The organism is Serratia sp. NA_112.1 (genome assembly GCF_052691715.1).
Genome location: NZ_JBQZFO010000002.1, coordinates 134,907 through 159,500 on the forward strand (window position 1 = coordinate 134,907; position 24,594 = coordinate 159,500).

Genomic DNA, 24,594 nt, shown 5'->3' on the forward strand with positions numbered 1-24,594 from the left:
CCTGTTGTAAGCCTAAAATTAAAAGGGTGCTAAAGGTAAATATGTCAACTTAAACGAATGTCAAACAGCTTGGATTGCAGCGCGTTCCAGTCTGCGTTATCGCTGTGAATCAGTTCAATTCGGCTGTCCAGTGGTGCGACAGGGCGCGTTTCAATGTTGAGATCCTGCCCCTGGCGGTTGATCAACAGCGTACCTTCAGCAATGCGTACTACGCCTTTGGCGCGTTCAACCGGTGCCAACCGTATCCATTCCATAATACCAACGGTATCGAACACCGTGTCGGCGTCAAAGATCCAGCCACAGCTGGTAAATCCCTGCCCTTGATTGAGCGCGCGCCGCCAGCGTGAGGTTTCTGGCAACCGCAATGCGGCCAGGCCAGGTGTTTTAATGTGGCTATGATGCTGCTGAGCATTCGGTAATTCTGTGCGATTCGTGCGGGGCAGGTCCAGCAAGGTGACATCCGCCTGGCCCTGTTGAATGTGATAAAGCGGCCGCTGCAGGGGGGCCTGCTCAGCCCATTGCTGCAGGGCCAGCAGATCCTGCGGCTGATAGGTGTCGCTTTTACTGGCCAGAATAACGTCGGCCGCCGCCAGCTGATCGCGGAAATTTTCGTTTTCTCGATAGCGCGGTTCGCTGAGCTGGCGTGCATCCAACAGGCACAGGGTGGCCTGTAGATCGATCCAGCCGGCATAGCTGTCCTGTGTCAGCAATGACAGGATCTGTTTTGGGTGACCCAGGCCGGTGGGTTCGATCAACAGTCGGTCGGGTTTACTCTGTTGCAGCAGCATATTCAGCCCGATCTGCATCGGCAAGCCGTTCACACAACACATGCAACCGCCTGGGATCTCCTTTAACACCGCGCCGCTGTCTGCCAGCAACGCGCCATCGATACCAATTTCACCAAACTCGTTCACCAGCACTGCCCAACGCTCATGTTCCGGTTTGTTTGCCAGTAAGTGACGAATGGTGGTGGTTTTCCCGCTGCCGAGGAAACCGGTGATCAGGTTAGTTTTGGTCATGAATGATTCCTGATGTTAATAATATTTGTTGAACGATAATTAAGCGGCGCTATTCAACCTGCGCCAGCTCACAAATTTGGCAGTTTAAGATGCGATATTTAACCGGCTAAATCCACGATAAGTTTTCGGAAAATTCTTAGCAAAAACCACGAATTAGCCACTAACAATGATCGTTAGTTGCTTGTTTTTTCTTTGTTAATTGACCGATTAGCTCTCAAATAACCACTCTAACCTTACGATTATTCTTAAGAAGGTCCTCTATGGTTAAATTGGTTTAACAAAAAATGAGGTTGCCATGAATGTCTTCCGGTTATTTTTGATCGCAGGAATGTTGTTTTCATGGACGGCAGCAAGCTATGCAGGAACCACTGGCGGGGTTATTCGTTTTGTTGGCTCTATTGTGGAAAACCCCTGCACGGTGAACATTGCTGATTCAACGGCCAAGACGGAATGTTACCGTAATGGGCGGTACTATCAAGACCAACAGACGCTGTCAAAATTTGATGCTACACGCAAAGAACTGCCAATGAATTTAGGTTCGATCGAGATGAAGTGGGTAGATCAGCAGAAAAAACTTGCAATAATGACGGTAGTTTACCGCTAAGTCGTTCGGCCATGCCGGACTGCCGGCATGGCCATTTTCTCCGTCGCCTTTCAAGTCAGGCTCTGGTTTAACCGGGTATTAAGCCAACTGAGTCGACACCCAGTTCTGCACCGTTTGTCGCGCCCCGTGGTCACGCAGGGACAAATAGGCGCGGGTAACAGCAGTCACAAACTCCTCATTAGCCGGCAATTGTTCACCAAAAACGGCTTTCATGCCTAACAGGGTTTTCACACGTTGTTCATCGTCCGGCGTTGTAGCTACCCTTTGTTGCAGCGTTGTCAGTAGCGGATCGCGGATATCAATCGGCTGACCGGCATCATCCATACCGCCGACATAACGCATCCATGCCGCCACGCCCAGCGCCAAACCGGCATAGCTGCCGCCATGCTGCAAATGCCAACGAACCGAATCCAGCATCCGCTGCGGCAATTTTTGTGTGCCATCCATGGCGATTTGCCAGGTGCGATGTTGCAGCGCCGGATTGCTGTAGCGTTCAATCAACTGCGCGGCATAGGCGGCCAGGTCGATACCGCTGACGCTGAGCGTCGGTGCCTGCTCGGCCAGCATCAAGTGGTGTGCCGCTCGGCGATAAGCCTCGTCGGCCATACAGTCGTTTATATACTGATAACCCCCCAGATAACCCAGGTAGGCCAGGAAGGAATGACTGCCGTTCAGCATGCGCAGCTTCATTTGTTCAAAAGGCAGTACATCCTTTACCAATTGTGCACCGGCCAGTTCCCAGGCTGGACGGCCTGCGACAAAGTTATCCTCCACCACCCATTGGATAAACGGTTCGCAAGCGATGGCGCATTCATCACGTACGCCGCCCAGTGCGGTAGCCACTTCATCGAGCGTTTCCGGCGTCGCGGCTGGAACAATGCGGTCGACCATGGTACTGGGGAAGCTGACCTGGTGGGCAATCCACTCTGCCAGGGCGTCGTCACGTGCCTGCGCCAGGCCGATGATGGCGTTGCGCAGCACATGGCCGTTTTCGGGAATATTATCGCAAGAGAGCAGGGTAAAGGCGGGCAGACCGCGTTCCATGCGCAGGCGCAGGGCTTCTACCAGAATGCCGGGCACCGTGATGGGTTGACGGGAGTTGGCAAGATCGGCGCGGATCCCCTGGTGTTGCAGATCCAGTTTCCCGCTGCCGGGTTCGATGCAGTAGCCTTTTTCGGTGATGGTCATTGAGACGATGGCGACCTGCGGCTCCGCCAGTTTTTCCAGCACTGCACCTATCCCTTCCAGCTTGCGGTGTACGCTTTCATGTATTGCACCGATGATTATCGCCTGATTTCCCGCAGCGCCTTTTTCCAGCACGGTATAAAGGTGGTTTTGCTGACGCAGCGTCTGGAACAGAGTATCGCCACCGAACAGGCTGATCTCACAAATCCCCCAGTCTCCTCCCTGACGGTTCAATACCCGGTCGGTCAGCAGTGCCTGATGGGCGCGGTGAAAGGCCCCGAATCCAATGTGCACCATGCGACTTTGTAATGTGCTGCGGTCATAGCGCGGTTGCTGGACGGCGTCGGGAAGCGGTGAGTTGGCGATAGTCTTCATGCATGGCTCCAAGCTGGGTGAAAGGTTCTGGCCGGGAACTTTTGAAAAGTTATCAGACCAGTTTTGCGAAGGGAAAACGGCGCGGCGCTTACCTTTTTCGCATGAGTTCTCTGCCGCCAGTGTAAGGCTGTAAGGGAGGTAATAACATTGCTCAGCCCAAAATAAGCCAGAACCGTGAAGTGGATCAACCAATCAGGGTTTCGCTTTTGACAGTCAGGTGCGAAAGAGTAAGGTGAAAGATAACTGATATCTATTTAAATTTGGTATAACAAGATTATCAAAACGGTGCCATCTTGATTACCACCACAATACTGGGCGATTTTTACAAGGATAAATAATGGAACAAACATGGCGTTGGTATGGGCCGAACGATCCTGTCTCTCTTGACGATGTGCGCCAGGCCGGTGCCACCGGCGTAGTCACCGCCTTGCACCATATCCCGAATGGCGAGGTGTGGCCGATCGAAGAGATCAAGGCTCGTCAGGCGTTGTTGGCGGAGAAAGGATTGGTGTGGTCGGTGGTGGAAAGCATCCCGGTACATGAAGAGATCAAAACTCACAGCGGTAACTACCAACAGCACATCGCCAATTACCAGCAATCGTTGCGTAACCTGGCGGCCTGCGGTATCGACACCGTGTGCTACAACTTTATGCCGATCCTGGACTGGACACGTACCGATCTGGAGTATTTGCTGCCCGACGGGTCAAAAGCATTACGCTTTGATCAAATTGCCTTTGCGGCTTTTGATTTGCATATTCTGCAACGCGTGGGGGCAGAGCAGGATTACACGCAGGAAGAGCAACAGCAGGCCGCCGCGCGCTTTGCTGCCATGAGCGAGGCGGATATCGCCAAATTGACCGGTAATATCATCGCCGGGCTGCCGGGAGCTGAAGAGGGGTATACGCTAGATCAGTTCCGCGCCCGTCTGGCCGAGTATGACTCCATCGACAAGGCGCAGCTGCGTGAGAATATGGCGGTGTTTCTGCGTGCCATTGTGCCGGTAGCAGAAGAGGTCGGCGTGCGGCTGGCGGTACACCCGGACGATCCACCGCGGCCGATCCTGGGCTTGCCACGCATTGTCTCGACCATTGAAGATATGCAGTGGTTCAAGCAGACGGTCGACAGCCTGTATAACGGTTTCACCATGTGTACCGGCTCTTATGGAGTGCGTGAGGATAACGATCTGGTGCGGATGATTGAAACCTTCGGCGATCGCATCCATTTCACCCATCTGCGCGCAACCTGCCGTGAAGATAACCCGAAAAGTTTCCATGAGGGCGCGCACCTGCAAGGCGACGTTGACATGGTGGCGGTGATTGAGGCGATCCTCAGCGAGGAGCAGCGTCGTCATCAGGCGGGTGATACCCGGCCGATCCCGATGCGTCCCGATCATGGGCATCAGATGCTGGATGACTTGAAGAAAAAAACCAATCCGGGTTATTCGGCAATTGGTCGTTTGAAAGGGCTGGCGGAACTGCGCGGTGTCGAGTTGGCGCTCAAACGCCGTTTCTTCCCTGAATTGCCGTAGCGATAAAACACAGGGGCCATAATCGGCCCCTCAGACTGATGACAAACCTCATTCCTGCCCAGAGCGAGTAGAGGCCGATAAATAAAAATCAGGAAAATCAATTTATTGATTTTCGGCTGCTCACCACAAAGCAGGAAAAACCACGCTTTTTCCTGCTTTGTCAGCAACCTAAGGGGCCATAATCGGCCCCTGAATTTCAACTAGTCGGCGCGACTCATATAGCGGCGTTCGGCAATATGAATGCGGATTTTGTCACCGGCGCTGAGATATTCCGGTACCTGAATGGTCAGGCCGGTCGCCATGGTGGCCGGTTTGTTGCGGGCACTGGCGGAGGCACCTTTGATGCCCGGTGCGGTATCGACAATTTCCATATCCACGGTCTGCGGCAGTTCCAGCGCCAATACCTGGCCTTCCAGCGTCAGCACCTGCATACCCGGCAGGCCGGCTTCAGGAATGAACAGCAGTTCGTCTTCGATCTGGTCTTTCTTGAAGATGTAAGGGGTGTAATCCTCGTCATCCATAAACACGTATTCTTCGCCGTCGATGTAAGAGAAGTTCACTTTACGGCGGGACAGGCTAATGGTGTCCAGAATATCGTCACCCTTGAAACGCTCTTCTACCTTCAGCCCGGTACGGACGTCCGAGAAACGCATTTTGTATAAGGTACTGGCACCGCGTGCGCTTGGGCTCTGTACATCAATGTCTCTCACCAGCAGCAGTTTGCCGTTGTAGCTGATCGCCATGCCACGCTTAATTTCGTTAGCCTTTGCCATATAAAATAACCTGCAATAAAGAGTTTTTGGTAAGTTGCGACAAGTTACTCGCGCCGATGATTTCAGGCAAGCAGATCAAACAAAAACAGTGGTGGAAAAAGGGATGGCGAACGCCATCCCCTGCGGTATTACTTGAAGACCGGCAACAGACCCAGTAAGGCCAGCACGTGTGCAACGGCGTTGATCACCCCGAACAAAATGATAAACAGGATCATTCCCCGTCCGCCGGGAGCGCGATATTGTGCCTGGGCAAAGCGACGACGACTTGCGCGCGCCATCATGGCCGGTATGATCACCGCCCAAATGGTGGCTGCCAGCCCGGCGAAGCCGATGGCGTACAGGAAGCCGTTCGGGAACAGCAGGGCGGCGATGGTCGGCGGTGCAAAGGTCACCAACGCGGTTTTACTGCGTCCGGCAGTGTCATCACTGAATTTGAAGAAGTCCGCCAGATAATCGAACAGGCCAAGCGAGACCCCAAGGAATGAACTGGCCAGTGCCATATAAGAGAAGGCATTAAGCAGTTGACCCACGGTCTGGCTGCTGGAGACGTTGCCCATCTGTTTCAGTAGGCTGCCGATATTGCCGCCTTCGGCAATCACCTGTCGGAAGGCGTCGCGGGCGATGTTGCCCTGGATCACATATTGCCACAGGATATAGATCGCCAGCGCCAGCAGCGTGCCATACACCAGGCTACGCACCACGGCACCGCTATCCTTGTGATAATACTTCACTAGTCCGGGCACATTGCCGTGATAGCCGAACGAGGTCAGCAGATAAGGCAGCGCCGCAAGGGCGTAAGGCAGGTAGCTGGCCTGGCTGTCGCCGCGGTTAAACAGCACTGCCGGTTGCACATGAGTGAACATATCGCCCACCGACATCACAAAGGTGATCACCATACCGCCGATCAGGATGGTGCTCAGGCGATCGACCGCGCGGGTGGACAACCAGACGATAAACGCCACCACAATGGCAAACACCAGCCCGGCGGTGGTCTGCCCGACGCCGACAATGCCTTCCAGCGTGTGGGCGATAATTGAGCCACCGGCGGAAATATAGGCATAAGTCAGGATGTACAACACAAAGGCGATGGAAATGCCGTTAATGGCGTTCCAGCTTTTGCCCAGCAGATCCTTGACGATGGTATTGAAGCTGGCACCGCTCGGGTAGTGCAACGCAGCCTCGAGGATCATCAGGCCAGAGATCAGCATGCAGGCCCAAGTATAAATCAGCAGCGCGACCGAGCCGCTGAACCACACGCCAGAAGTCACAATAGGAATGGAGAACATGCCAGCGCCGACGGCGGTGCCTGCAATGATCATCGCGCCGCCAAGGACCGAAGGGCGGGAAAGCTTCTGGATGGTGTCCGCGGACATTTTTGCTCCTGAGTGGTCTTATTGACCGTAAGTTCTTTTGTACTAGCTCAATGGTACATGTGCGGTCGGCGCATGTAAAGCCGTCAATATGCTTGTTTCATGCATTAATCTAGGTGATCGGTGTGATTTGAAGCGTGTTTTAGCCCGGTATGAGTGGAACCCATCAATGGTCAAAAAAGGGCGATGTAAAGATTGTGCGGCTAACCCGGATTCTGCTGGCGGCGGATGAGCGCTACTGATATTGTCGCGCTTCAATTCTGCCAGCCCACCGAGAGACTCGCTGATGGACTGCCGTGCCGACTGTGGCGCCTGTTGTATAGCGCCTTCAATATCCAGCCCGATCCCCGGCATGCCCAACGGCAAGCCCGCCAATACCCGCTGCATACATCTGAGCGAGCAACTGCGCTGTGGCCTGTTTCACTCGCCGCTGCGGCCCAAAGTTTGTGGCAGCCTGCAGGCCAGCCGCGAAATGTGTCACGACCACCGTGACCAGGCGCTAATCTATTTGGCCAAGCTGGAAGTGGATACGGCCCCCTAAGCCTGCTTTACGCGTCTTTCAGCTTCCACAAGCACAGCACTAGGCCGACCACCATCGCCAGCGCGGAATAAAACACCGCGTGATAATTCCAGACTTCCGCCACCATGCCAGCAATGGAACTGGTTAAAATCCAACCCACGCGAGTGGTATTGGTAAACAGGGGGGCGGCAACTGCAGCTCATGCACCATATACAGCGGCATATTGATCAGGTACATGCTGTTGGCGGTCCACATAAAGGTGCAGGCCATAAACAGCAGCAGCGTATCGCGACGGTATTGTCGTGGGGCCTCCAGCGTAGTGCTGGTGGCTACCGGCGTTTTGCGCTTCGAGGGCCGCATTTTCCACACCAGCACGCCATACAGGATGAACGCTGCTGCGGCGGCCAGATACATCACTTTAAAACTGAAACCCAGGGCCAGTGCAAAGGCGATTGGTAGCCCGATTACCTAGGCGAGGGAAACCTGCGCCCGCAGGATCGAACTGAACATCACGGCTTCGCGCCCGGTGCGTTCGGCGTGTTCGCGCGCCAGGGCAGAACATCTGCGGGTTAGCGCTGGAGCCGAAACTGGTCAACTTAATAGTAAAAGTTTTTTCCGGTATAAGGGCATAAAAAAGGGCGATGTCACCATCGCCCTGGTAATACTCGATTAAACTTTACGCGCCAGCCGGCACGTCGTGCGCGGTGTTTTTCAGCACCTCACCCTGATACTTCTCGATCTGCAACTGGGCCATCTGCCCACAGTTCCCCTGTGCCAGGCTGGAAGAGCCGACGTCGAAGGTCAGGCAGTTCACGTTACCGTTTTTGCACAGCGAGCCTGGTTGTGAAGGATCGGCTGGATCGAACCAGGCCCCTTCGCTGATGCGAACCACGCCAGGGCGCACGTCTTCACTGACTACCGCTCCCACCAGGATCTGGCCGCGATCGTTAAAAGCACGTACCAGATCACCGCTGGCGATGCCGCGTGACTTGGCGTCCTGCGGATGGATCACAATCGCTTCCCGGTCCGCTACCGCGTACTTTTTACGTAGAGGCGTATTGTCGAGCTGCGAGTGCAGACGGTTGAGCGGGTGCGCGGTGTTCAGCGACAGCGGATACTTCACCGCTTCCGGCCCACGATACCATTCATGCGGCGGCATCCAGGTCGGGATGCCCGGGCAATCCTGATACTCCATTTTGGCAATGGCGTCGGAATAGATCTCGATTTTACCGGATGGCGTCCCCAACGGATTGAGCAGCGGGTTTTCGCGATAGTCGGCGAAACGTACCCATTGGGTATTGGCTTTGGGCACCGGGAAACGCACATAGTTATTGGATGCCCAGAACATGTCGAACGGCGGCAGGGCCACCCGGGCGGCGCGTGCCTGGGTTTTCATGTCGTCGTACATGCCTTTGAGCCACTGAGTCTCATCTTTGCCTTCGGTAAAGGCATCCTGTACACCCAGCTTGGCCGCCATGGCCGCGAAGATATCGAAATCGCTGCGCGACTCATGCTGCGGCTCCACGCACTGATGCATCGGGAACACATACAGCTGCGAGTAGTCGCCGCCCATTTCCAGATCGTTACGTTCATAACTGGTGGTGGCCGGCAGCACGATATCGGCGTGTTTGGCGGTGGCGGTCCAGTATGGTTCATTCACCACGATGGTGTCTGGCCGTTGCCAGGCCTTGACCAGATTGTTGGTGTCCTGGTGCTGGTGGAAGGTGTTGCCACCGGCCACATACACCATTTTCACCTCGGGGTAGGTGACCTGAGTGCCGTTGAAATTAATGGTCTTGCCCGGATTGCTCAGGCATTCGGCGATGCGTGCCACCGGGATCGGTGCCGGTGAATTCTTCGGCGCGTTACCGGCTGAAATACCGGAAATGATGCCGCCTTTCGCCGTCGGGCTGCCGCCGGAAGAGTAGTGATAGCTGAAGCCGAAGCCCCCGCCCGGCAGACCGATTTGGCCGAGCATCGCCGCCACGGTGACCAACAGCCAGTGCTGCTGTTCGCCATGATGCTGACGTTGAATGCCCCAACCGCCCATGATCATGGTGCGGTTTTTCGCCATGTCGCGTGCCAGTTGGCGCAATACGTTGGCATCGACACCGCAAACATCGGCGGCCCATTCGGCCGTTTTCGGCGTGCCATCGGTTTCGCCCAGCAGATAAGCCTGGAACTTGTCGAAGCCGGCGGTGTAGGTTTTCAGGAAGTCCGGGTTATGCAACTTCTCGGTCAACAGCGTGTGGGCGATACCGATCAACATGGCGCCATCGGTATAAGGGCGCGGGGCAATCCACTGCGCATCGATAAATTTGGCGCTGTCGTTATGCACCGGGTCGATGCTGATCACGCGGGTGCCTTTCTTCTTCAGCGCCTCAAAGCCAGTCTGGCCGTAATGGTCCGGCACGTTCCAACTGTTTTTCAGTGTGATCATCGGGTTACAGCCCCACAACACCACCAGTTGGCTGTTTTCAATCACGTTCGGCCAGGCAGTTTGCTGTTCGTAAACCTCCATGGAGCCGACCACGTGTGACATGATCACCTGTGCGGCACCGGTGGAATAGTCACCGGCATAACCGAGGAAGCCACCGGTCAGGTTCATCAGGCGTTGCAACAGCGTGCGGCTGTTGTGCAGCATGCCGACGCTCTTCCAGCCATAGGAACCGGCATAGATTGACTGCGGGCCACGATCTTTTTGCAGACGGGTGATCTCGCCACAAACCAGTTCAATCGCCTGGTCCCAGCTGACGCGCACCCATTCGTCGCGGCCGCGCAGTTCGGTATGGCTGCCGGGGCCACCTTCCAGCCAGCTTTTACGCACCATTGGATATTTGATGCGGTTTTCAGCATGCACCTGATAGGGCGCCATGGTGATCAGTTCGTTCGGGTAAGGATCGTCCTTGACCGGCTGCACGCCGACCATTTTTCCGTCCTGTACTATGGCTTCAAAAGCGCCCCAGTGAGCGCCGGTCAGAATGCCTTTTTGCGCCTGACGCAGCACCACAAATTGCGGCAGTGCCTGGCTGATGGCCTGTGCCAACGCCGACTTGGGCCACAGGCACGCCAGCAACGGGGCGGCGGCCAACGCGGTAGCGCCGGTCAGGAAGCGGCGGCGGCTCATTTTTAACGCTTGTTGTTGATATTTGCTCATTTCGCTTCTCCCTTAAAGCTGGCAGGTTTGGCAGGCGTCATGTCACTGGCGTGTTTCTGCACGTATTGTGTCAGAACGCGCAGTTGTTCCTGCGTCAGCGAGGTGCGTGGAGCCATGCCTTTAATAACGCCGATCCACTGGTTGGCGTTGAAGCGATCGAGGGCGGTCAGGCCGTGACAGCCGGTGCAGTTGGCCGACATCATATCCGCGGTGTAGCGCCAGATTTTTTGCTGATCGTCGATCAGTTGTTTACGCGGCAGCCAGACCTGCAAAGAAACCTGGTGCCACACCAGGCTGGTTTCAGCATCGGTCATGGTGGTGCCGGTTTTCAGCCGTTTGCGAGCGTCTTCACCCAGCAGAACGCTGAGGATACGCTTGCCCTGTGCGGCGTAGAACACTTCACTTACGCCGTCCTGTTGCCAGCCGGAGACGTTGGCCAGCACCTTGTCGCCTTCCTGTTTCACCACCTGAACTTCGGTGGATGGCATCAGGTTGCCAGCGTTGTGGCTGTCGTCCGGTTTCAGGAAGAAAGGCTCGGTGGCAATGGTGTACAGCGTGGTGGCAGTCGGCGAGGTTTCAGCTGCGGCCTTCGCCAGTTCGGCTGCACCTGCCTGGGCGGCACCGCTCATGTCCGGCAGAATGTGCGCTACACCTTTATGGCAATCGATACAGGTTTCACCCTGCTTGATAGCCACCGGATGCTGAATACGCGCTTCAGGCCGTTGCGCTGTGATGTCCATGGCGTCAAAGCTGTGGCATGAACGGCAAGTGGCGGAGTCGTTTTCTTTCAACATCTTCCATACCGACTGGGCCATGGCCAGCTTATGCGCCTCATATTTTTCTGGCGTATCGATAGTGCCCACCATCTCGTCATAAATATCTGTTACCGCGCGGATCTTGGTCCACAGGTAATCAAGCGGTTCGTGTGGGACGTGGCAGTCGGCGCATTCAGCGCGAATCCCCTTGGGATTCTGGAAATGGACGCTGCCCTGATATTCGGCCAGCGGCTGTTGCATGGTATGACAGGACACGCAGAAAGCGGTGTCGCTGGTTTTGTGGAATATGGTGGCGGTACCCGCTAATAATGCTGCCCCGAGGATAATCCCCAGCAGCAAAAGCCACAGCCATCCCCAGCGGTGCTTTTTTATCAAGCTAGTGAATTTATTAGTCATATTGAACCCGTTTATAATTATGAAATACCAAGGAAAATCGTGCCAAAAAAGTGCCGGCCGAGCGCCGACATACCTGAGGAATTATAGGTAACATTAGCAATGTCACCTAATACTATAGGGTTATTTTTTAGCAGAAAAATGGTCATTTGAGGGATTTTACAACGTTATATTTTTGGTTATATAACGAATTTTTGATGTGTCTCTATCAGCCCATGATCGAGATCATGGACAGGGCAGAAAAATACTGAAAGAAAAGGCTATTTCGTCGGCTGGTAGGCTTGGCCTGTTTGCCAAAGAAGAATGGCGTTACGGCTGGCTTCGAAGTGGGGTTCCGGTAACTGGTTCGGAGAGCACCAACGCCATTCGGCACATTTTTCCGGTTCTTTGAGTGCTGGGATGCCACCGGGATGCTGCGTCAGCAAACAGACGGATATTGTATGTTTCCCTTCGGCGCGCCAGGTTTGCAGATTATTGCTGACACCGATAAAACTGGGCGGGGTGATCATCAGCCCGGTTTCTTCGGCAATCTCACGCTGAGCGCACTGTTCAAAGGTTTCACCGGCATCCAGATGCCCGCCGGGAATCGACCAGAAAGGAGCGTGCTGACCGCAGCGTTTCCCCAGCAATATTTCCCCTTGTTCATTTACGATGATTACCCCTACGCCCGCTACTACGGTCATGCTGTTCTCCGTCAGCCAAGTTTCAGCACAGTATGTCATTTTAGTGCCGCAACGGATAACCCTTCTGGAGAAGTGTGCGTAAGGTCAAAAATCTATCACATCAATTTTGAGAAAACTTGCTTTCGGCCGGTACAGCTCACACACTCCTTGAAACGTTTCAGCGTTATGGGCGCGATGATTCCGTACCGATAACGCTCCTTTTTCCCAATGAAGCTGAAACGATTCAATTCAGCAGGAGAGGAGAATCATGTTCCAGTTGTCACCGCAAGATATTCACCTGGGCGCGGCTGCCGGCAGCAAGCAGGAAGCCATCCAACAGGTTGCCGCCGCACTGACCGAAGCTGGCTGCGTCAGCGCCGCCTATGTGGACGGCATGTTGCAGCGCGAGCTGCAAACTTCCACTTACTTGGGTAACGGCATTGCCATTCCGCATGGCACCACCGACACCCGCGATCTGGTGCTGAACACCGGTGTGCAGGTATTTCAGTTCCCGCAGGGCATTGAGTGGGGCGAAGGCCAAACTGCCTTTGTGGTTATCGGTATCGCCGCCCGTTCCGACGAACACCTGGCGCTGTTGCGCCAGCTGACCCACGTGCTGAGCGATGACAGCGTAGCCGAACAGTTGGTGAAAACCACCTCGGCAGAAGAGCTGCGCAGCCTGCTGATGGGCGAAAAGCTGACGGCAGAGTTCAAATTTGACGCTTCGCTGATTGCGCTCGATGTGGCCGCCGACAGCCTGATGACGCTGCAGGCGCTGAATGCCGGTCGTTTGCAGAAAATCGGCGCGGTCAACGCCCAGTTTGTCAGCGATGTCATTACCCGCAAGCCACTGAATCTGGGGCAGGGCATTTGGCTGAGCGACAGCACCGAAGGCAATCTGACCAGCGCGGCTACCCTGAGCCGCCCTGTCCAGGCGTTTGACGAAGACGGCGAAAAAGTCGCGCTGCTGCTGACGTTGTCGGTAGCTGACCAGCAACCGCTGGCGGTGCTGAACTACCTGAGTGACCTGCTGCTGGCAAATAAAGCTGAACGCTTGCTGAACGCCGATGCTGTTACCGTGCTGGCCTTGTTGACCAGCGAAGTCGAAGAAGAAAACACCACCCTGAGTGCTGAGTACGTCATTCGCAACGAACACGGCCTGCATGCCCGCCCGGGTACGGCTCTGGTCAACGTAATCAAGAAGTTCGAGAGCGAAATTACCGTCACCAACCTGGATGGCAGTGGCAAACCGGCCAACGGACGCAGCCTGATGAAGGTCGTGGCGTTGGGCGTGAAGAAAGGACATCACCTGCGCTTTACCGCCAAGGGTGAAGATGCTGAATCGGCGCTGAAGGCGATCGGTGAGGCCATTAACGAAGGACTGGGCGAGGGCGCAGCATGAGCAGAAGAGTAGCAACAATTACCCTGAATCCGGCTTACGATCTGGTGGGCTTCTGCCCGGAGATCGAGCGCGGTGAAGTTAATCTGGTCAAAACCGCCGGTCTGCATGCTGCTGGAAAAGGCATTAACGTCGCCAAGGTGCTGAAAGATTTGGGCATTGATGTGACGGTAGGCGGTTTCCTGGGCAAAGATAACCAGGATGGCTTCCAGCTGCTGTTCAGCGATCTGGGCATTGCCAACCGTTTCCAGGTGGTACCGGGCCGCACCCGCATTAACGTCAAGCTGACGGAAAAAGACGGTGAAGTGACAGATTTCAACTTCTCCGGCTTTGAGGTGAGCGGTCAGGATTGGGAACGTTTCGTGACCGACTCCCTGAGCTGGCTCGGTCAGTTCGATATGGTGGCCGTGAGCGGCAGTCTTCCGGCCGGGGTTGATCCCGATGCCTTTACAGACTGGATGGTCCGCCTGCGCGCTCAGTGCCCGTGTATCATTTTCGACAGCAGCCGTGAAGCCTTGGTTGCCGGCTTGAAAGCCGCGCCATGGTTGGTGAAACCCAACCGTCGCGAGCTGGAAATCTGGGCCGGTCGTCCATTGCCACAACTGGCTGACGTGGTTGAGGCCGCACATGCGCTGCGCGATCAGGGCATTGCTCACGTGGTGATTTCTCTCGGTGCTGAAGGGGCGCTGTGGGTCAATGCTTCCGGCGCCTGGATCGCCAAGCCACCGGCCTGCGAAGTGGTCAGTACCGTCGGTGCCGGCGACTCGATGGTCGGCGGCCTGATTTATGGCCTGCTGATGCGCGAATCCAGTGAACATACTTTGCGTTTGGCTACCGCCGTAGCTGCGCTGGCCGTCAGCCAGAGCAACGTTGGCGTGACCGACCGTCCACAGTTGGCCGCGATGATGGCGCGTGTCGACCTGAAACCTTTTAATCAATAGCGGGAGGCAGAATGAAAACACTGCTGATGATAGACAGTTCGCTGGGGCAGGCGCGTGGTCACCTGGCGAAACGCATGCTCGGCGCTGCTGCGGCGAAAGCCGGCCTGACGCTGGTAGAGTCCCCGGATGAGGCTGAGCTGGTGGTAGTGGCGGGGCAATCTGCGCCTGCTGACGCCAAGCTGAATGGCAAGCGGGTTTATGTGGGCGATGTGGAGCACGCGGTGCGTGAACCTGAAGCCTTCCTGACGCAGGCTATCGCTGAGGCAAAAAACTGGCAGGCACCGGCGGCGGCAACTGTCGCGACGGTCAAGCCAGCCGGTCAAAAACGCATTGTGGCGATCACCGCTTGTCCAACGGGTGTGGCGCATACCTTTATGGCGGCAGAGGCGATTGAGAGCGAAGCCAAAAAACGCGGCTGGTGGGTAAAGGTTGAAACCCGCGGTTCTGTCGGTGCTGGCAATGCCATTACGCCTGAAGAAGTAGCGGCGGCGGATCTGGTGATCGTAGCGGCCGATATTGAAGTGGAGCTGGAGAAATTTGCCGGCAAGCCGATGTATCGCACCTCTACCGGGCTGGCGCTCAAGAAAACCGCGCAGGAACTGGACAAGGCGCAGGCCGAAGCCGAGATTTTCCAGCCGCAAAAAAGCGGTGCTCCGGCCGCAGACGGCAAGAAGAAAGAGAGTGCCGGGCCTTATCGTCACCTGTTGACCGGTGTGTCTTATATGCTGCCGATGGTAGTGGCGGGCGGTCTGTGTATTGCACTGTCATTCGTATTCGGTATCAAGGCGTTCGAAGTCAAAGGCACGCTGGCGGCTGCATTGATGCAGATCGGTGGGGGTTCGGCCTTTGCACTGATGGTGCCGGTGCTGGCTGGTTTTATCGCGTTCTCTATTGCTGACCGTCCGGGTCTGACGCCAGGGTTGATTGGCGGCATGCTGGCCGTGAGCACCGGAGCCGGTTTCCTCGGCGGTATCATTGCCGGTTTCCTGGCGGGGTATGTCGCCAAATTTATCAGCACCAAACTGCGTTTGCCGCAGAGTATGGAAGCGCTGAAACCGATCCTGATTATTCCGCTGGTTGCCAGCCTGATCGTTGGCCTGATCATGATCTTCATCGTCGGTACGCCGGTGGCGAAAATCATGGAAGGTCTGACCCACTGGCTGCAGTCGCTGGGTACCGCGAATGCGGTGCTGCTGGGCGCGATACTTGGTGCCATGATGTGTACCGATATGGGGGGGCCAGTCAACAAGGCGGCCTATGCCTTTGGCGTGGCATTGTTGAGTTCTTCGGTGTATGCACCGATGGCGGCGATTATGGCTGCCGGTATGGTGCCACCACTGGCGATGGGGTTGGCAACGCTGCTGGCGCGTCGCAAGTTCGACAAGTCACAACAGGAAGGCGGGAAAGCGGCGCTGGTGTTGGGCCTGTGCTTTATCTCCGAAGGGGCGATCCCGTTTGCCGCCCGTGACCCGATGCGCGTGCTGCCATGCTGCATCGCTGGTGGCGCGCTGACCGGTGCGCTGTCCATGGCGTTTGGTGCCAAACTGATGGCGCCGCACGGCGGTCTGTTCGTGCTGCTGATCCCTGGCGCTATCACTCCGGTACTGCTGTATCTGGTGGCGATTATTGCCGGTACGCTCTTGGCGGGTGTGTCTTACGCGCTGCTGAAACGTGCTGACGTCCCGGCGGTTAGCGTGGCTTAAGATTAGCGTTGGTAATAAAAAACCGGAGTCCAGGCTCCGGTTTTAGGTTGCTGACAAAGCAGGAAAAAGCGTGGTTTTTCCTGCTTTGTGGTGAGCAGCCGAAAATCAATAAATTGATTTTCCTGATTTTTATTTATCGGCCTCTACTTCGCTCTGGGCAGGAATGAGGTTTGTCATCAGTCTGAAACCGGAGTCCAGGCTCCGGTTTTTTATTGCATCAATTACTGTTGGGCTTTCAGCCAGGCGATCTCTTCCGCCCAGATATCCGGGTTCACCGTTTCCAGGATCAGCGGGATATTGTCGAAGCGCGAGTCGCGCATGATGTAGCTGAACACCGTTTTACCGATGTTGCCCTCACCCAGGCTGTGGTGGCGGTCGACGCGGCTGCCGAACTCGCTCTTGGCGTCGTTCAGGTGCATACCTCGCAAATAGTTGAAGCCCACCACCTCACCGAGTTCCTTAAAAGTCTTTTCGCAGGTTTCCTCGGTACGCAAATCGTAACCGGCGGCAAAGGCGTGACAGGTGTCGATGCAGACGCCGACGCGGCTTTTGTCTTCCACGCCGTCGATGATCGCCGCCAAATGTTCGAACTTAAAGCCCAGGTTACTGCCCTGACCGGCGGTATTTTCGATCACTGCCGTCACACCGCTGGTTTTATCCAGCACCAGGTTGATGGATTCAGCGATGCGTGCCAGGCATTTGTCTTCCTCAATTTGCATCAGATGGCTGCCAGGGTGGAAGTTCAGCAGCGTCAGCCCCAGTTGTTCGCAGCGTTGCATTTCATCAAGGAAGGCTTCGCGGGATTTTTCCAGCGCCTCGGTCACCGGGTGGCCGAGATTAATCAGGTAGCTGTCGTGCGGCAGGATCTGACCTGGGCCGTAACCGTATTGCGCGCAGGCGCTCTTGAATTTATCAATCACATCGGCAGGCAGCGGAGCGGCCTTCCATTGACGCTGATTTTTAGTGAACAGGGCGAATGCGGTCGCCTCTAATTCGTGCGCGCGGATAACCGCTTGATCCACGCCGCCTGACGCGCTGACATGTGCACCGACAAACTTCATTTTCATTCTCCTGTGTAATCGGCGTCATTATGGCATTGATAGCGGAAGGATTGAATGGCTGAAAAAGTTCAGGCCCGCGATGGCGGGCCTGAGGTCGTGGGAGCACTACGGGGCGAATCAGAGGAAATGTTGCACCAGCAGATTAATCGCACTGCCGCCGACAATCAGCCAGATGAACAGCAGGGTGGCCAGCAGAATCGGTTTTACCCCCGCCTGGCGCACGGCGCTGATGTGGGTGGTCAATCCCAGAGCTGCCATGGCCATCGCCAGCATCCAGGTATCCGCAGTAATCAAGTGTTTTACCAGCGTAGCCGGGATCAGGTTGAAAGAGTTCAGCCCGGCGACGGCGATAAACAACACGGCAAACCAGGGAATGGTGATGGCAGATTTTTCTGCTTTCTCACCGCCGTTGTCAGTGCTACGACTGCGGCTGATAAACCCTGAGAGCACTACCAGGAAGGGGGCCAGCATCATCACACGGATCATTTTGGAGATCACCGCAGCGTTTTCAGCATCCGGGCCGATGGCATGCCCGGCGGCGACGACCTGCGCCACTTCGTGGATAGTCGAACCGGTGAAGATGCCGAAACTTTCCTGATTAAACGGCAGCCACTGAAATTGTTCGTTCAGATGGTACAGCCACGGATAGGCAAAGATAGCTAGCGTGCCGAACACCACCACGGTGCTCACGGCGACAGCCACCTTATTGGCATCGGCTTTCAGTACCGGTTCGGTAGCCATTACCGCAGCCGCGCCGCAGATACTGCTGCCGGCACCGATCAGCATGGTGGTATGAGTGTCGAGGCCAAACACTTTTTTGCCCAACCAGCAGGCGAGCAGGAAAGTGGTGGTGAGCGTTAACGCATCTATGATGATACCGGTAGTACCTACGTCGGCAATCTGCTGAAACGTCAGACGAAAGCCGTAAAGGATGATACCCAACCGCAGCAGGCGCTGTTTGGCGAACTGAACGCCGCTGTGAGAGCTCGGTTGTAACCAGGGATACAGCGTATTGCCCACCACAATGCCGAGTAGAATCGCCAGCGTCAGCGCTCCCAGCCCCAGTCCGGCCACCCATGGAATATCACCGATCCAGACGGCTAACGCGGTGATAGCCGCAGTCAACAGCAGTCCTGGTATCAGGTGAGGTAAACCGAACAGGGCAAATTGCCGAGTGGGGAAATTATCTGTGGTATTGGTCGCCATAAGTCAGCCCTTTTATTCAAATTCTTGAGCACAGACTACGTTCTGACCGTATAAAAGAGAAATTGATTATATGGTTATAACCTATCTGTATAAGTGGTATTGGGACTACTTGGGACGCGGACGGCTGAAGGTTGAAGGAAAGGCTGATCGCGATGGTCTATGGGTTAGATTGTCAATTATCGTCAGGCATTAACTGCAATGTGTGACCTCCTTCTAAGTGAGGGTGAAATCGTCGTCAAACTTACCTGCTTTTCGCTCAACTGACCTCGTGGCCAGGATGAATTGGATACCTTCAAATAGCGACGTTGGTCGTCCAAGTCCGAATATGAACGCATCGTTATATGTTCGCCCGAGCCAGTAGCCGCCGCGGTCCTCTTTGAGGCGCTGGAAGAACGCCCAGCCACCATCTACGAAGTATTCAAGGCCCTGCCACAATCAACGAGATGCTTCCGCATTCCGAAAATGGGTTGATTGTCGAAGCTGTAGTTGATGCTGGAAATGAATCATCCATTAGTCTAACCAGACAACTTATCGGGGGGGGGGAAATCTTAACCAAGCCTGATTCAGGAATGAACGTTCATAGTTTATTGAAAATTTATTCGCCGAATGACTAGCCCGGCGCCCTCGAAATGATGTCTTTTTAATCGATAAATGGCATTTAACGGACAGCGCTGTTTACTAAACGTTTTTTCAAACAACCACCTCACTCTTAGCGTACGTTTTCGTACGGTTGGCCCTCAAACCCCCATCGCCAATTTAGAAAGCATAGCAATGGGGGTAAGGAAGTTATTTTTATTTCGGACATTTAAATAGCTTAAGGCTTATAATTGAAAATTATTTCACGTATGTTTCATGCAAATTCTAGCCTGTAATAGGCCTCACCGGTCTCTCCATCAGAGATAGTCTGGACAATCTTTCTCCCTATGGATATTTTAAAGTCTGCCTCTTCTTCCTTTAAATATACAATTTTATTTACATCATCGAATTCAATAAGTGGATATATCGAGTAGGTTGGTAGTGTGTATTTATCACTGCGGTACTCAAGGAAAAGATTAGCTGTTGATAATCCATTTTTTTTACGTCTAATTAAATCAAAGATATCATATGTGTTATTGAAAATTAAGTATTCTTTATCTACCGCACTTTCCCCATCCCAATAGTTTACAGCAACCTTCTTAAGGCGCTCTAAATAACAAATTTTTATAGGTCTTTTTATTTTTGCTGTTCCCGTGATTTGTGATTCTTCATAAACGAATGAGACCTTCAAAATTTTACCAGCTTTAACCCTCTGTACTCCACCACCATATTCAATCGTTTTTTCCTCAGTCTTTACCACAGAGCGAGAGCTACTAAACTTCTGTCCTGCAACGAGCTTGGCTGTCGTTTTTACCTCTCCTTTGGTAACCAAGGGAAGCCCCACTTTACCTGATGCTTCAATAGATATTTCTTGACCAAAAGAGAACTCTGTTCCTGAGCTAACAGTAATGGAGCTAGATATTTTATGCGTATGCTTGGAAACCGTCATGTCTCTATCTACACTACTTTTATCACTGTTATCTAAAATATCTGAATCCATTTCGACACGGTTGGTGCCAACGTCTCTGATATTGATAAATTCAGTGCAAATGCTGTCAGTTACTTCTAATTCGGAATTCAGAAACTCGGATATGCTATTACTATTAATGCTCATGTTAACCTCTAATTTTTAAGTTGTACGAATACGTACGATTTCAATCTAGCCGACACACAAAAAAAATCAAGTAGGTACCTTAATAAGCGGCGCGGCCAACTGATTTTCACGCAAGATGTATTTTCATAACAGAAGAGGAAATGGTGGAAATGTGAAATAAATCAAAACGTAAAAAACAATGTGCGTATAGATATTCGTCAAGTTAAAAATAATCATTGGAAAACGAATGATTACCTTGAAAATAAATTAACAACACAATTAAATATGGTAAACGAGGCCTGTTTGCTGCTCCTCATCTTCTGCCTACGTCTATAGTGAACTGCCGTACGCTCGGTCATTTCCCATCGGGTAATGTGCCTGACTTGCGAGGGCGGTTTGTTCGCGGCTGGGCTCATGGGAGTGGCGAAGATCCTGAACCAGGACGAGGGATACTTAGCGTTCAGCTTCCAGTAGACATGAACCACTATCATTTGATAGGGCATGCAAATGCAGATAGCGGGGAACGCGGAGACGATTTTACGATGCCAGTTCGCGGCTAAAATTGGCACGGGCAATCTTATGGTGCTAGAGAGTTTTGATGTCCAGAACAGTTTCCGCATTTCAGCCAGATCCCAAACGGTCAGGCAGGCCAATCATTGGGAAGTGGTAACCCCGTAAAATATGACGATTCAACAGATATGAATGCGCCACATCCCGTTAACGTAGCGTTAATGTATATCGTTAAAACGGCTCGGGCAGACAATATAAAACCGGACCCTACGCCGACGAAAATTATCGTCACGCCATCATCACTGAGTATTGGGGCTGGGAAGACACAACAATTTGCCGCTCAGGTCTTACCCGCTGATTTGGCTCCCACTTCCCGGTAACGTGGATAAGCACGAATACGGCCGTGGGTACCATTGATGGCAACGGGCTGTTTCATGGGACTGGGCCAGGCACTACGGACATCATCGCCAGCGTCAGTTCCGGCTTAAGCGTTCGCGTGACGGTTAGAGTGGATATTCTGCTCACGTCAATTGCGCTGGCGGCTATTCCCGATCAGGTTGCAGGTGACACCTACGAGCTGGTTGTGACGAAGACGCCAGCGAATGCTACGGAAACGCTAAGCTATGCTTCGACAGACAGTGTTGTCGCGAGTCTGACGACAGATGGTTGACTCATGGACGCGGGTGAGGGGACGGCCACGATCAGCGTTACGGGGAGTGTGTCGGGGGTAAGCGCCAATCGGGTCGTGAAAGTTACGGCTGCCCCGGTGGTGTCGGATTATCTGGCAATCAAAAACAACCACTCAGAAATCGCTGACGCAGGAAAAATGCACAGGAAGCATCGCAGAAAAACCTAGGGTTGGGGAAATTGGCGACCAAGGATGCGATCACTGCGAAGGATACCGGTGCGGTTCCTGTGTCCGATAAAACTCTGCCAGCAGGCACCGATTTAAATGCGATAACCGAACCTGGCGAATATCAGCGTGGGCGGCTTTCATGCCGATTTCTGCAAACGTGGTACCATTAATATTATTCACCCTGTGCGTTGTTGCCGGTCAGCAGCGCAGATTTTGCATTAATTTCAGTGACTTTTTTCGATGTCACCTTTGATTAAAACCGAGACGCTATGCATATCACCTTACGTCAATTGGAAGTGTTTGCCGAAGTACTTAAGAGCGGTTCGACCACCCAGGCTTCGGTAGTTCTGGCGTTATCACAGTCGGCGGTCAGCGCAGCGCTGGCCGATCTGGAAGGGCAATTGGGCGTGCAGTTGTTCGATCGCGTGGGCAAGCGTCTGGTCATTAATGAACATGGCAGGTTGCTGTACCCGAAGGCGCTGGCGCTGCTGGAGCAGGCGGGGGAGATTGAACAACTGTTCCGCCATGACGGCGGTGCGTTGCGCATCAGTGCCAGCAGTACCATCGGTAACTATATGCTGCCGGAGATGATCGCCCATTATCGGCATGATTTCCCTGCTTCGCCGTTGGAACTGAACGTCGGCAACAGCCAGGAGGTGATCGGCGCGGTGGCGGATTTCCGCGTCGATCTTGGGCTGATTGAAGGCCCTTGCCATATGCCGGAACTGATCACTCTACCGTGGCTGGAAGATGAGTTGGTGGTATTTGCCGCGCCGGACAACCCGTTGGCCGGGCAACCGCTGACCCTGGAAATGCTGGCTACGGCCCCCTGGATCCTGCGTGAAGGCGGGTCGGGTACGCGCGAGGTGCTACATCATCTGCTGCTGGCGCACTTGCCGCACTTCCAACTGGTGATGGAGCTGGGCAATTCGGAAGCGATCAAACATGCGGTTCGCCACGGTATGGGGATCAGCTGTCTGTCGCGGCGGGTGATTGGCGAACAGTTGGCCAGCGGCGTGCTGGTGGAGCTGAATATCCCGTTGCCGCCGTTGATACGCACCCTTTATCTGATCCATCACCGGCAAAAGCATATCTCCAACGCGCTGCAGCGTTTTCTCGGTTACTGCGGGTTTCAGCCTCAATAACGTCTCCGAAACAAGAAACAAAGCATAAAAAGCTGCGCCTTGTCACATTAATGACAGTAAGTAAGGTATTCTGGCCTGTCGCTAATAATTAGCCCTGAATTATGAAGCTATCTTATATCAGTGCAATGTTACTAGTTCGCCGGCGGGTATTTGTTACAATCCGCCCTCATTTTTTTTGACCAGCAGATAGGGTAAGAATGGCTCAGCAGGATATAAAAACAACATCGGGGCAAGCAGCACCCGGATTGCGCCGCGAGCTGAAAGCTCGGCACTTAACCATGATTGCTATTGGTGGCTCTATCGGCACCGGTCTGTTTGTGGCCTCTGGCGCTACGGTTTCTCAGGCAGGTCCAGGTGGGGCACTGCTGTCTTACGCGCTGATCGGACTGATGGTGTACTTCCTGATGACCAGCCTGGGCGAGTTGGCAGCCTTTATGCCGGTGTCCGGCTCTTTCTCCACCTACGGTGCCAAATACGTAGAAGAAGGCTTCGGCTTCGCGCTGGGCTGGAACTACTGGTACAACTGGGCGGTGACCATCGCCGTTGACCTGGTGGCTTCGCAACTGGTGATGACCTATTGGTTCCCGGATACGCCCGGCTGGATCTGGAGCGCACTGTTCCTCTGCCTGATGTTCCTGTTGAACTACATTTCGGTCAAAGGCTTCGGTGAAGCGGAATACTGGTTCTCGCTGATCAAAGTGACCACCGTGATTATCTTTATCGGTATCGGCGTGCTGATGATCTTCGGCATCCTCAATGGGGGCGAGCACGCGGGCTGGCAGAACTGGACTATTGGCGATGCGCCGTTTGCCGGAGGGTTCTCGGCGATGATCGGCGTGGCGATGATAGTCGGCTTCTCGTTCCAGGGTACCGAGCTTATCGGCATCGCGGCCGGTGAGTCGGAAAATCCGGGCAAAAACATCCCGCGCGCGGTACGTCAGGTCTTCTGGCGTATCCTGCTGTTCTATATCTTTGCCATTCTGATTATCAGCCTGATCATTCCGTATACCGATCCGAGCTTGCTGCGTAACGATGTGAAAGACATCAGCGTCAGCCCGTTCACGCTGGTATTCCAGCATGCTGGTTTGCTGTCGGCGGCGGCGGTGATGAATGCGGTGATCCTGACGGCGGTGTTGTCTGCCGGTAACTCCGGGATGTACGCCTCTACCCGTATGCTGTTTACTCTGGCATCGGAAGGCAAAGCGCCGCGTATCTTCGCCAAATTGTCGAAAGGTGGAGTGCCACGCAACGCGCTGTACGCCACTACCGTGGTGGCGGGTCTGTGCTTCCTGAGCTCGATGTTCGGCAACCAGTCGGTTTATCTATGGCTGTTGAACACCTCGGGGATGACCGGCTTTATCGCTTGGTTGGGGATTGCCATCAGTCATTACCGTTTCCGTCGCGGCTATATGATTCAGGGACGTGAGCTGAACGATTTGCCCTACCGTTCCGGTTTCTTCCCGCTGGGCCCGATCTTTGCTTTTGTCCTTTGTCTGATTATTACGCTGGGGCAGAACTATCAGGCGTTCCTGCAAGACCGCATCGACTGGTACGGCGTGACCGCAACTTATATCGGTCTTCCGCTGTTCCTGATTATCTGGTTCGGCTACAAGCTGACGCGCGGCACCCGTGTCGTGAAGTACAGCGAAATGGAATTCCCGAAAATGGACGTGAAGTAATCCCTGTCTATAGCCGTTAAATTTCAAGCTGCAGCTGACCCTTTGGCTGCAGCTTGAAACAAC

The 24,594-nt window shown here is 54.1% G+C and carries 19 protein-coding genes and 1 pseudogene; 9 read left to right on the forward strand and 11 right to left on the reverse strand.

Annotated elements, in window-relative coordinates; genetic code table 11:
• Window positions 1-44 precede the first annotated feature (44 nt).
• Window positions 45-1,019: a CobW family GTP-binding protein gene (locus ACUTQ5_RS04965; RefSeq protein WP_445650330.1), complete on the reverse strand. Its 975-nt coding sequence runs from the start codon at window positions 1,017-1,019 to the stop codon at window positions 45-47.
• Between the two features lie 295 nt (window positions 1,020-1,314).
• On the opposite strand from ACUTQ5_RS04965, the gene ACUTQ5_RS04970 reads away from it, so the two are divergent.
• Window positions 1,315-1,623, forward strand: a complete 309-nt coding sequence (locus ACUTQ5_RS04970; protein ID WP_445650331.1) for a type 1 fimbrial protein — start codon at window positions 1,315-1,317, stop codon at window positions 1,621-1,623.
• A gap of 78 nt (window positions 1,624-1,701) precedes the next feature.
• On the opposite strand, the gene ACUTQ5_RS04975 is transcribed toward ACUTQ5_RS04970, so the two are convergent.
• On the reverse strand, window positions 1,702-3,183 hold the full coding sequence (locus ACUTQ5_RS04975) for a mannitol dehydrogenase family protein (RefSeq protein ID WP_445650332.1): 1,482 nt from the start codon (window positions 3,181-3,183) through the stop codon (window positions 1,702-1,704).
• Between the two features lie 337 nt (window positions 3,184-3,520).
• Between ACUTQ5_RS04975 and uxuA the strand changes: the two genes are divergently transcribed.
• Window positions 3,521-4,711 (forward strand): mannonate dehydratase, encoded by a 1,191-nt coding sequence (gene uxuA / locus ACUTQ5_RS04980; RefSeq protein ID WP_445650333.1) that lies wholly within the window; start codon window positions 3,521-3,523, stop codon window positions 4,709-4,711.
• 200 nt (window positions 4,712-4,911) lie between these two features.
• Here the strand turns inward: uxuA and yeiP are convergent, their stop codons facing one another.
• Window positions 4,912-5,484 carry an elongation factor P-like protein YeiP gene (gene yeiP, locus ACUTQ5_RS04985; protein WP_012145953.1) on the reverse strand — a complete coding sequence of 191 codons (573 nt, stop codon included), beginning with the start codon at window positions 5,482-5,484 and terminating at the stop codon, window positions 4,912-4,914.
• Window positions 5,485-5,612: 128 nt separating this feature from the next.
• Window positions 5,613-6,857 carry a tryptophan permease gene (gene mtr / locus ACUTQ5_RS04990; RefSeq protein WP_445650334.1) on the reverse strand — a complete coding sequence of 415 codons (1,245 nt, stop codon included), beginning with the start codon at window positions 6,855-6,857 and terminating at the stop codon, window positions 5,613-5,615.
• A 283-nt stretch (window positions 6,858-7,140) separates the two neighbouring features.
• Between mtr and ACUTQ5_RS04995 the strand changes: the two genes are divergently transcribed.
• On the forward strand, window positions 7,141-7,395 hold the full coding sequence (locus tag ACUTQ5_RS04995) for a YkgJ family cysteine cluster protein (protein ID WP_261094312.1): 255 nt from the start codon (window positions 7,141-7,143) through the stop codon (window positions 7,393-7,395).
• 7 nt (window positions 7,396-7,402) lie between these two features.
• On the opposite strand, the pseudogene ACUTQ5_RS05000 reads toward ACUTQ5_RS04995, so the two are convergent.
• The 4 genes and pseudogenes from ACUTQ5_RS05000 to ACUTQ5_RS05015 form a co-directional block, all read right to left on the reverse strand.
• A pseudogene (locus ACUTQ5_RS05000) lies at window positions 7,403-7,969 on the reverse strand (MFS transporter); the annotation flags it as partial.
• Between the two features lie 81 nt (window positions 7,970-8,050).
• A complete protein-coding gene (torA, locus tag ACUTQ5_RS05005) occupies window positions 8,051-10,531 on the reverse strand; it encodes a trimethylamine-N-oxide reductase TorA (protein WP_445650335.1) in 2,481 nt (826 codons plus the stop codon).
• Complete coding sequence (locus tag ACUTQ5_RS05010) at window positions 10,528-11,703, reverse strand: NapC/NirT family cytochrome c (RefSeq protein WP_445650336.1); 1,176 nt, start codon at window positions 11,701-11,703, stop codon at window positions 10,528-10,530. The genes torA and ACUTQ5_RS05010 overlap by 4 nt, the downstream gene beginning before the upstream one ends.
• A gap of 257 nt (window positions 11,704-11,960) precedes the next feature.
• Window positions 11,961-12,383: a nucleotide triphosphate diphosphatase NUDT15 gene (locus ACUTQ5_RS05015; protein WP_445650337.1), complete on the reverse strand. Its 423-nt coding sequence runs from the start codon at window positions 12,381-12,383 to the stop codon at window positions 11,961-11,963.
• Window positions 12,384-12,630: 247 nt separating this feature from the next.
• Here ACUTQ5_RS05015 and fruB point away from each other — a divergent pair, with 247 nt between their 5' ends.
• Genes fruB through fruA form a run of 3 tightly spaced genes read left to right on the forward strand, consistent with a single transcriptional unit; the run spans window position 12,631 to window position 16,405 of the window.
• A complete protein-coding gene (gene fruB, locus ACUTQ5_RS05020; protein ID WP_445650338.1) occupies window positions 12,631-13,764 on the forward strand; it encodes a fused PTS fructose transporter subunit IIA/HPr protein in 1,134 nt (377 codons plus the stop codon).
• Window positions 13,761-14,702: a 1-phosphofructokinase gene (fruK, locus tag ACUTQ5_RS05025; protein WP_135317278.1), complete on the forward strand. Its 942-nt coding sequence runs from the start codon at window positions 13,761-13,763 to the stop codon at window positions 14,700-14,702. Before fruB ends, fruK begins: the two co-directional genes overlap by 4 nt.
• An 11-nt stretch (window positions 14,703-14,713) precedes the next feature.
• On the forward strand, window positions 14,714-16,405 hold the full coding sequence (gene fruA, locus ACUTQ5_RS05030) for a PTS fructose transporter subunit IIBC (RefSeq protein ID WP_445650339.1): 1,692 nt from the start codon (window positions 14,714-14,716) through the stop codon (window positions 16,403-16,405).
• Window positions 16,406-16,626: 221 nt separating this feature from the next.
• Here fruA and nfo read toward each other — a convergent pair whose 3' ends face one another.
• The 3 genes from nfo to ACUTQ5_RS05045 all read right to left on the reverse strand — a co-directional run bounded on the left by nfo (window position 16,627) and on the right by ACUTQ5_RS05045 (window position 20,362).
• Window positions 16,627-17,466, reverse strand: coding sequence for a deoxyribonuclease IV (gene nfo, locus ACUTQ5_RS05035; RefSeq protein WP_445650340.1), 840 nt, complete (start codon window positions 17,464-17,466; stop codon window positions 16,627-16,629).
• Window positions 17,467-17,583: 117 nt separating this feature from the next.
• Window positions 17,584-18,672, reverse strand: a complete 1,089-nt coding sequence (locus tag ACUTQ5_RS05040) for a YeiH family putative sulfate export transporter (protein ID WP_445650341.1) — start codon at window positions 18,670-18,672, stop codon at window positions 17,584-17,586.
• Window positions 18,673-19,522: 850 nt separating this feature from the next.
• Window positions 19,523-20,362, reverse strand: coding sequence for a hypothetical protein (locus ACUTQ5_RS05045; protein ID WP_445650342.1), 840 nt, complete (start codon window positions 20,360-20,362; stop codon window positions 19,523-19,525).
• Between the two features lie 874 nt (window positions 20,363-21,236).
• Between ACUTQ5_RS05045 and ACUTQ5_RS05050 the strand changes: the two genes are divergently transcribed.
• The 3 genes from ACUTQ5_RS05050 (at window position 21,237) to ACUTQ5_RS05060 (ending at window position 24,531) form a co-directional block, all read left to right on the forward strand.
• Window positions 21,237-21,521: a hypothetical protein gene (locus ACUTQ5_RS05050; protein WP_445650734.1), complete on the forward strand. Its 285-nt coding sequence runs from the start codon at window positions 21,237-21,239 to the stop codon at window positions 21,519-21,521.
• A gap of 455 nt (window positions 21,522-21,976) precedes the next feature.
• Window positions 21,977-22,852 carry a DNA-binding transcriptional regulator YeiE gene (yieE, locus tag ACUTQ5_RS05055; protein WP_445650343.1) on the forward strand — a complete coding sequence of 292 codons (876 nt, stop codon included), beginning with the start codon at window positions 21,977-21,979 and terminating at the stop codon, window positions 22,850-22,852.
• A 197-nt stretch (window positions 22,853-23,049) separates the two neighbouring features.
• Window positions 23,050-24,531, forward strand: a complete 1,482-nt coding sequence (locus tag ACUTQ5_RS05060) for an amino acid permease (RefSeq protein ID WP_445650344.1) — start codon at window positions 23,050-23,052, stop codon at window positions 24,529-24,531.
• Window positions 24,532-24,594 lie beyond the last annotated feature (63 nt).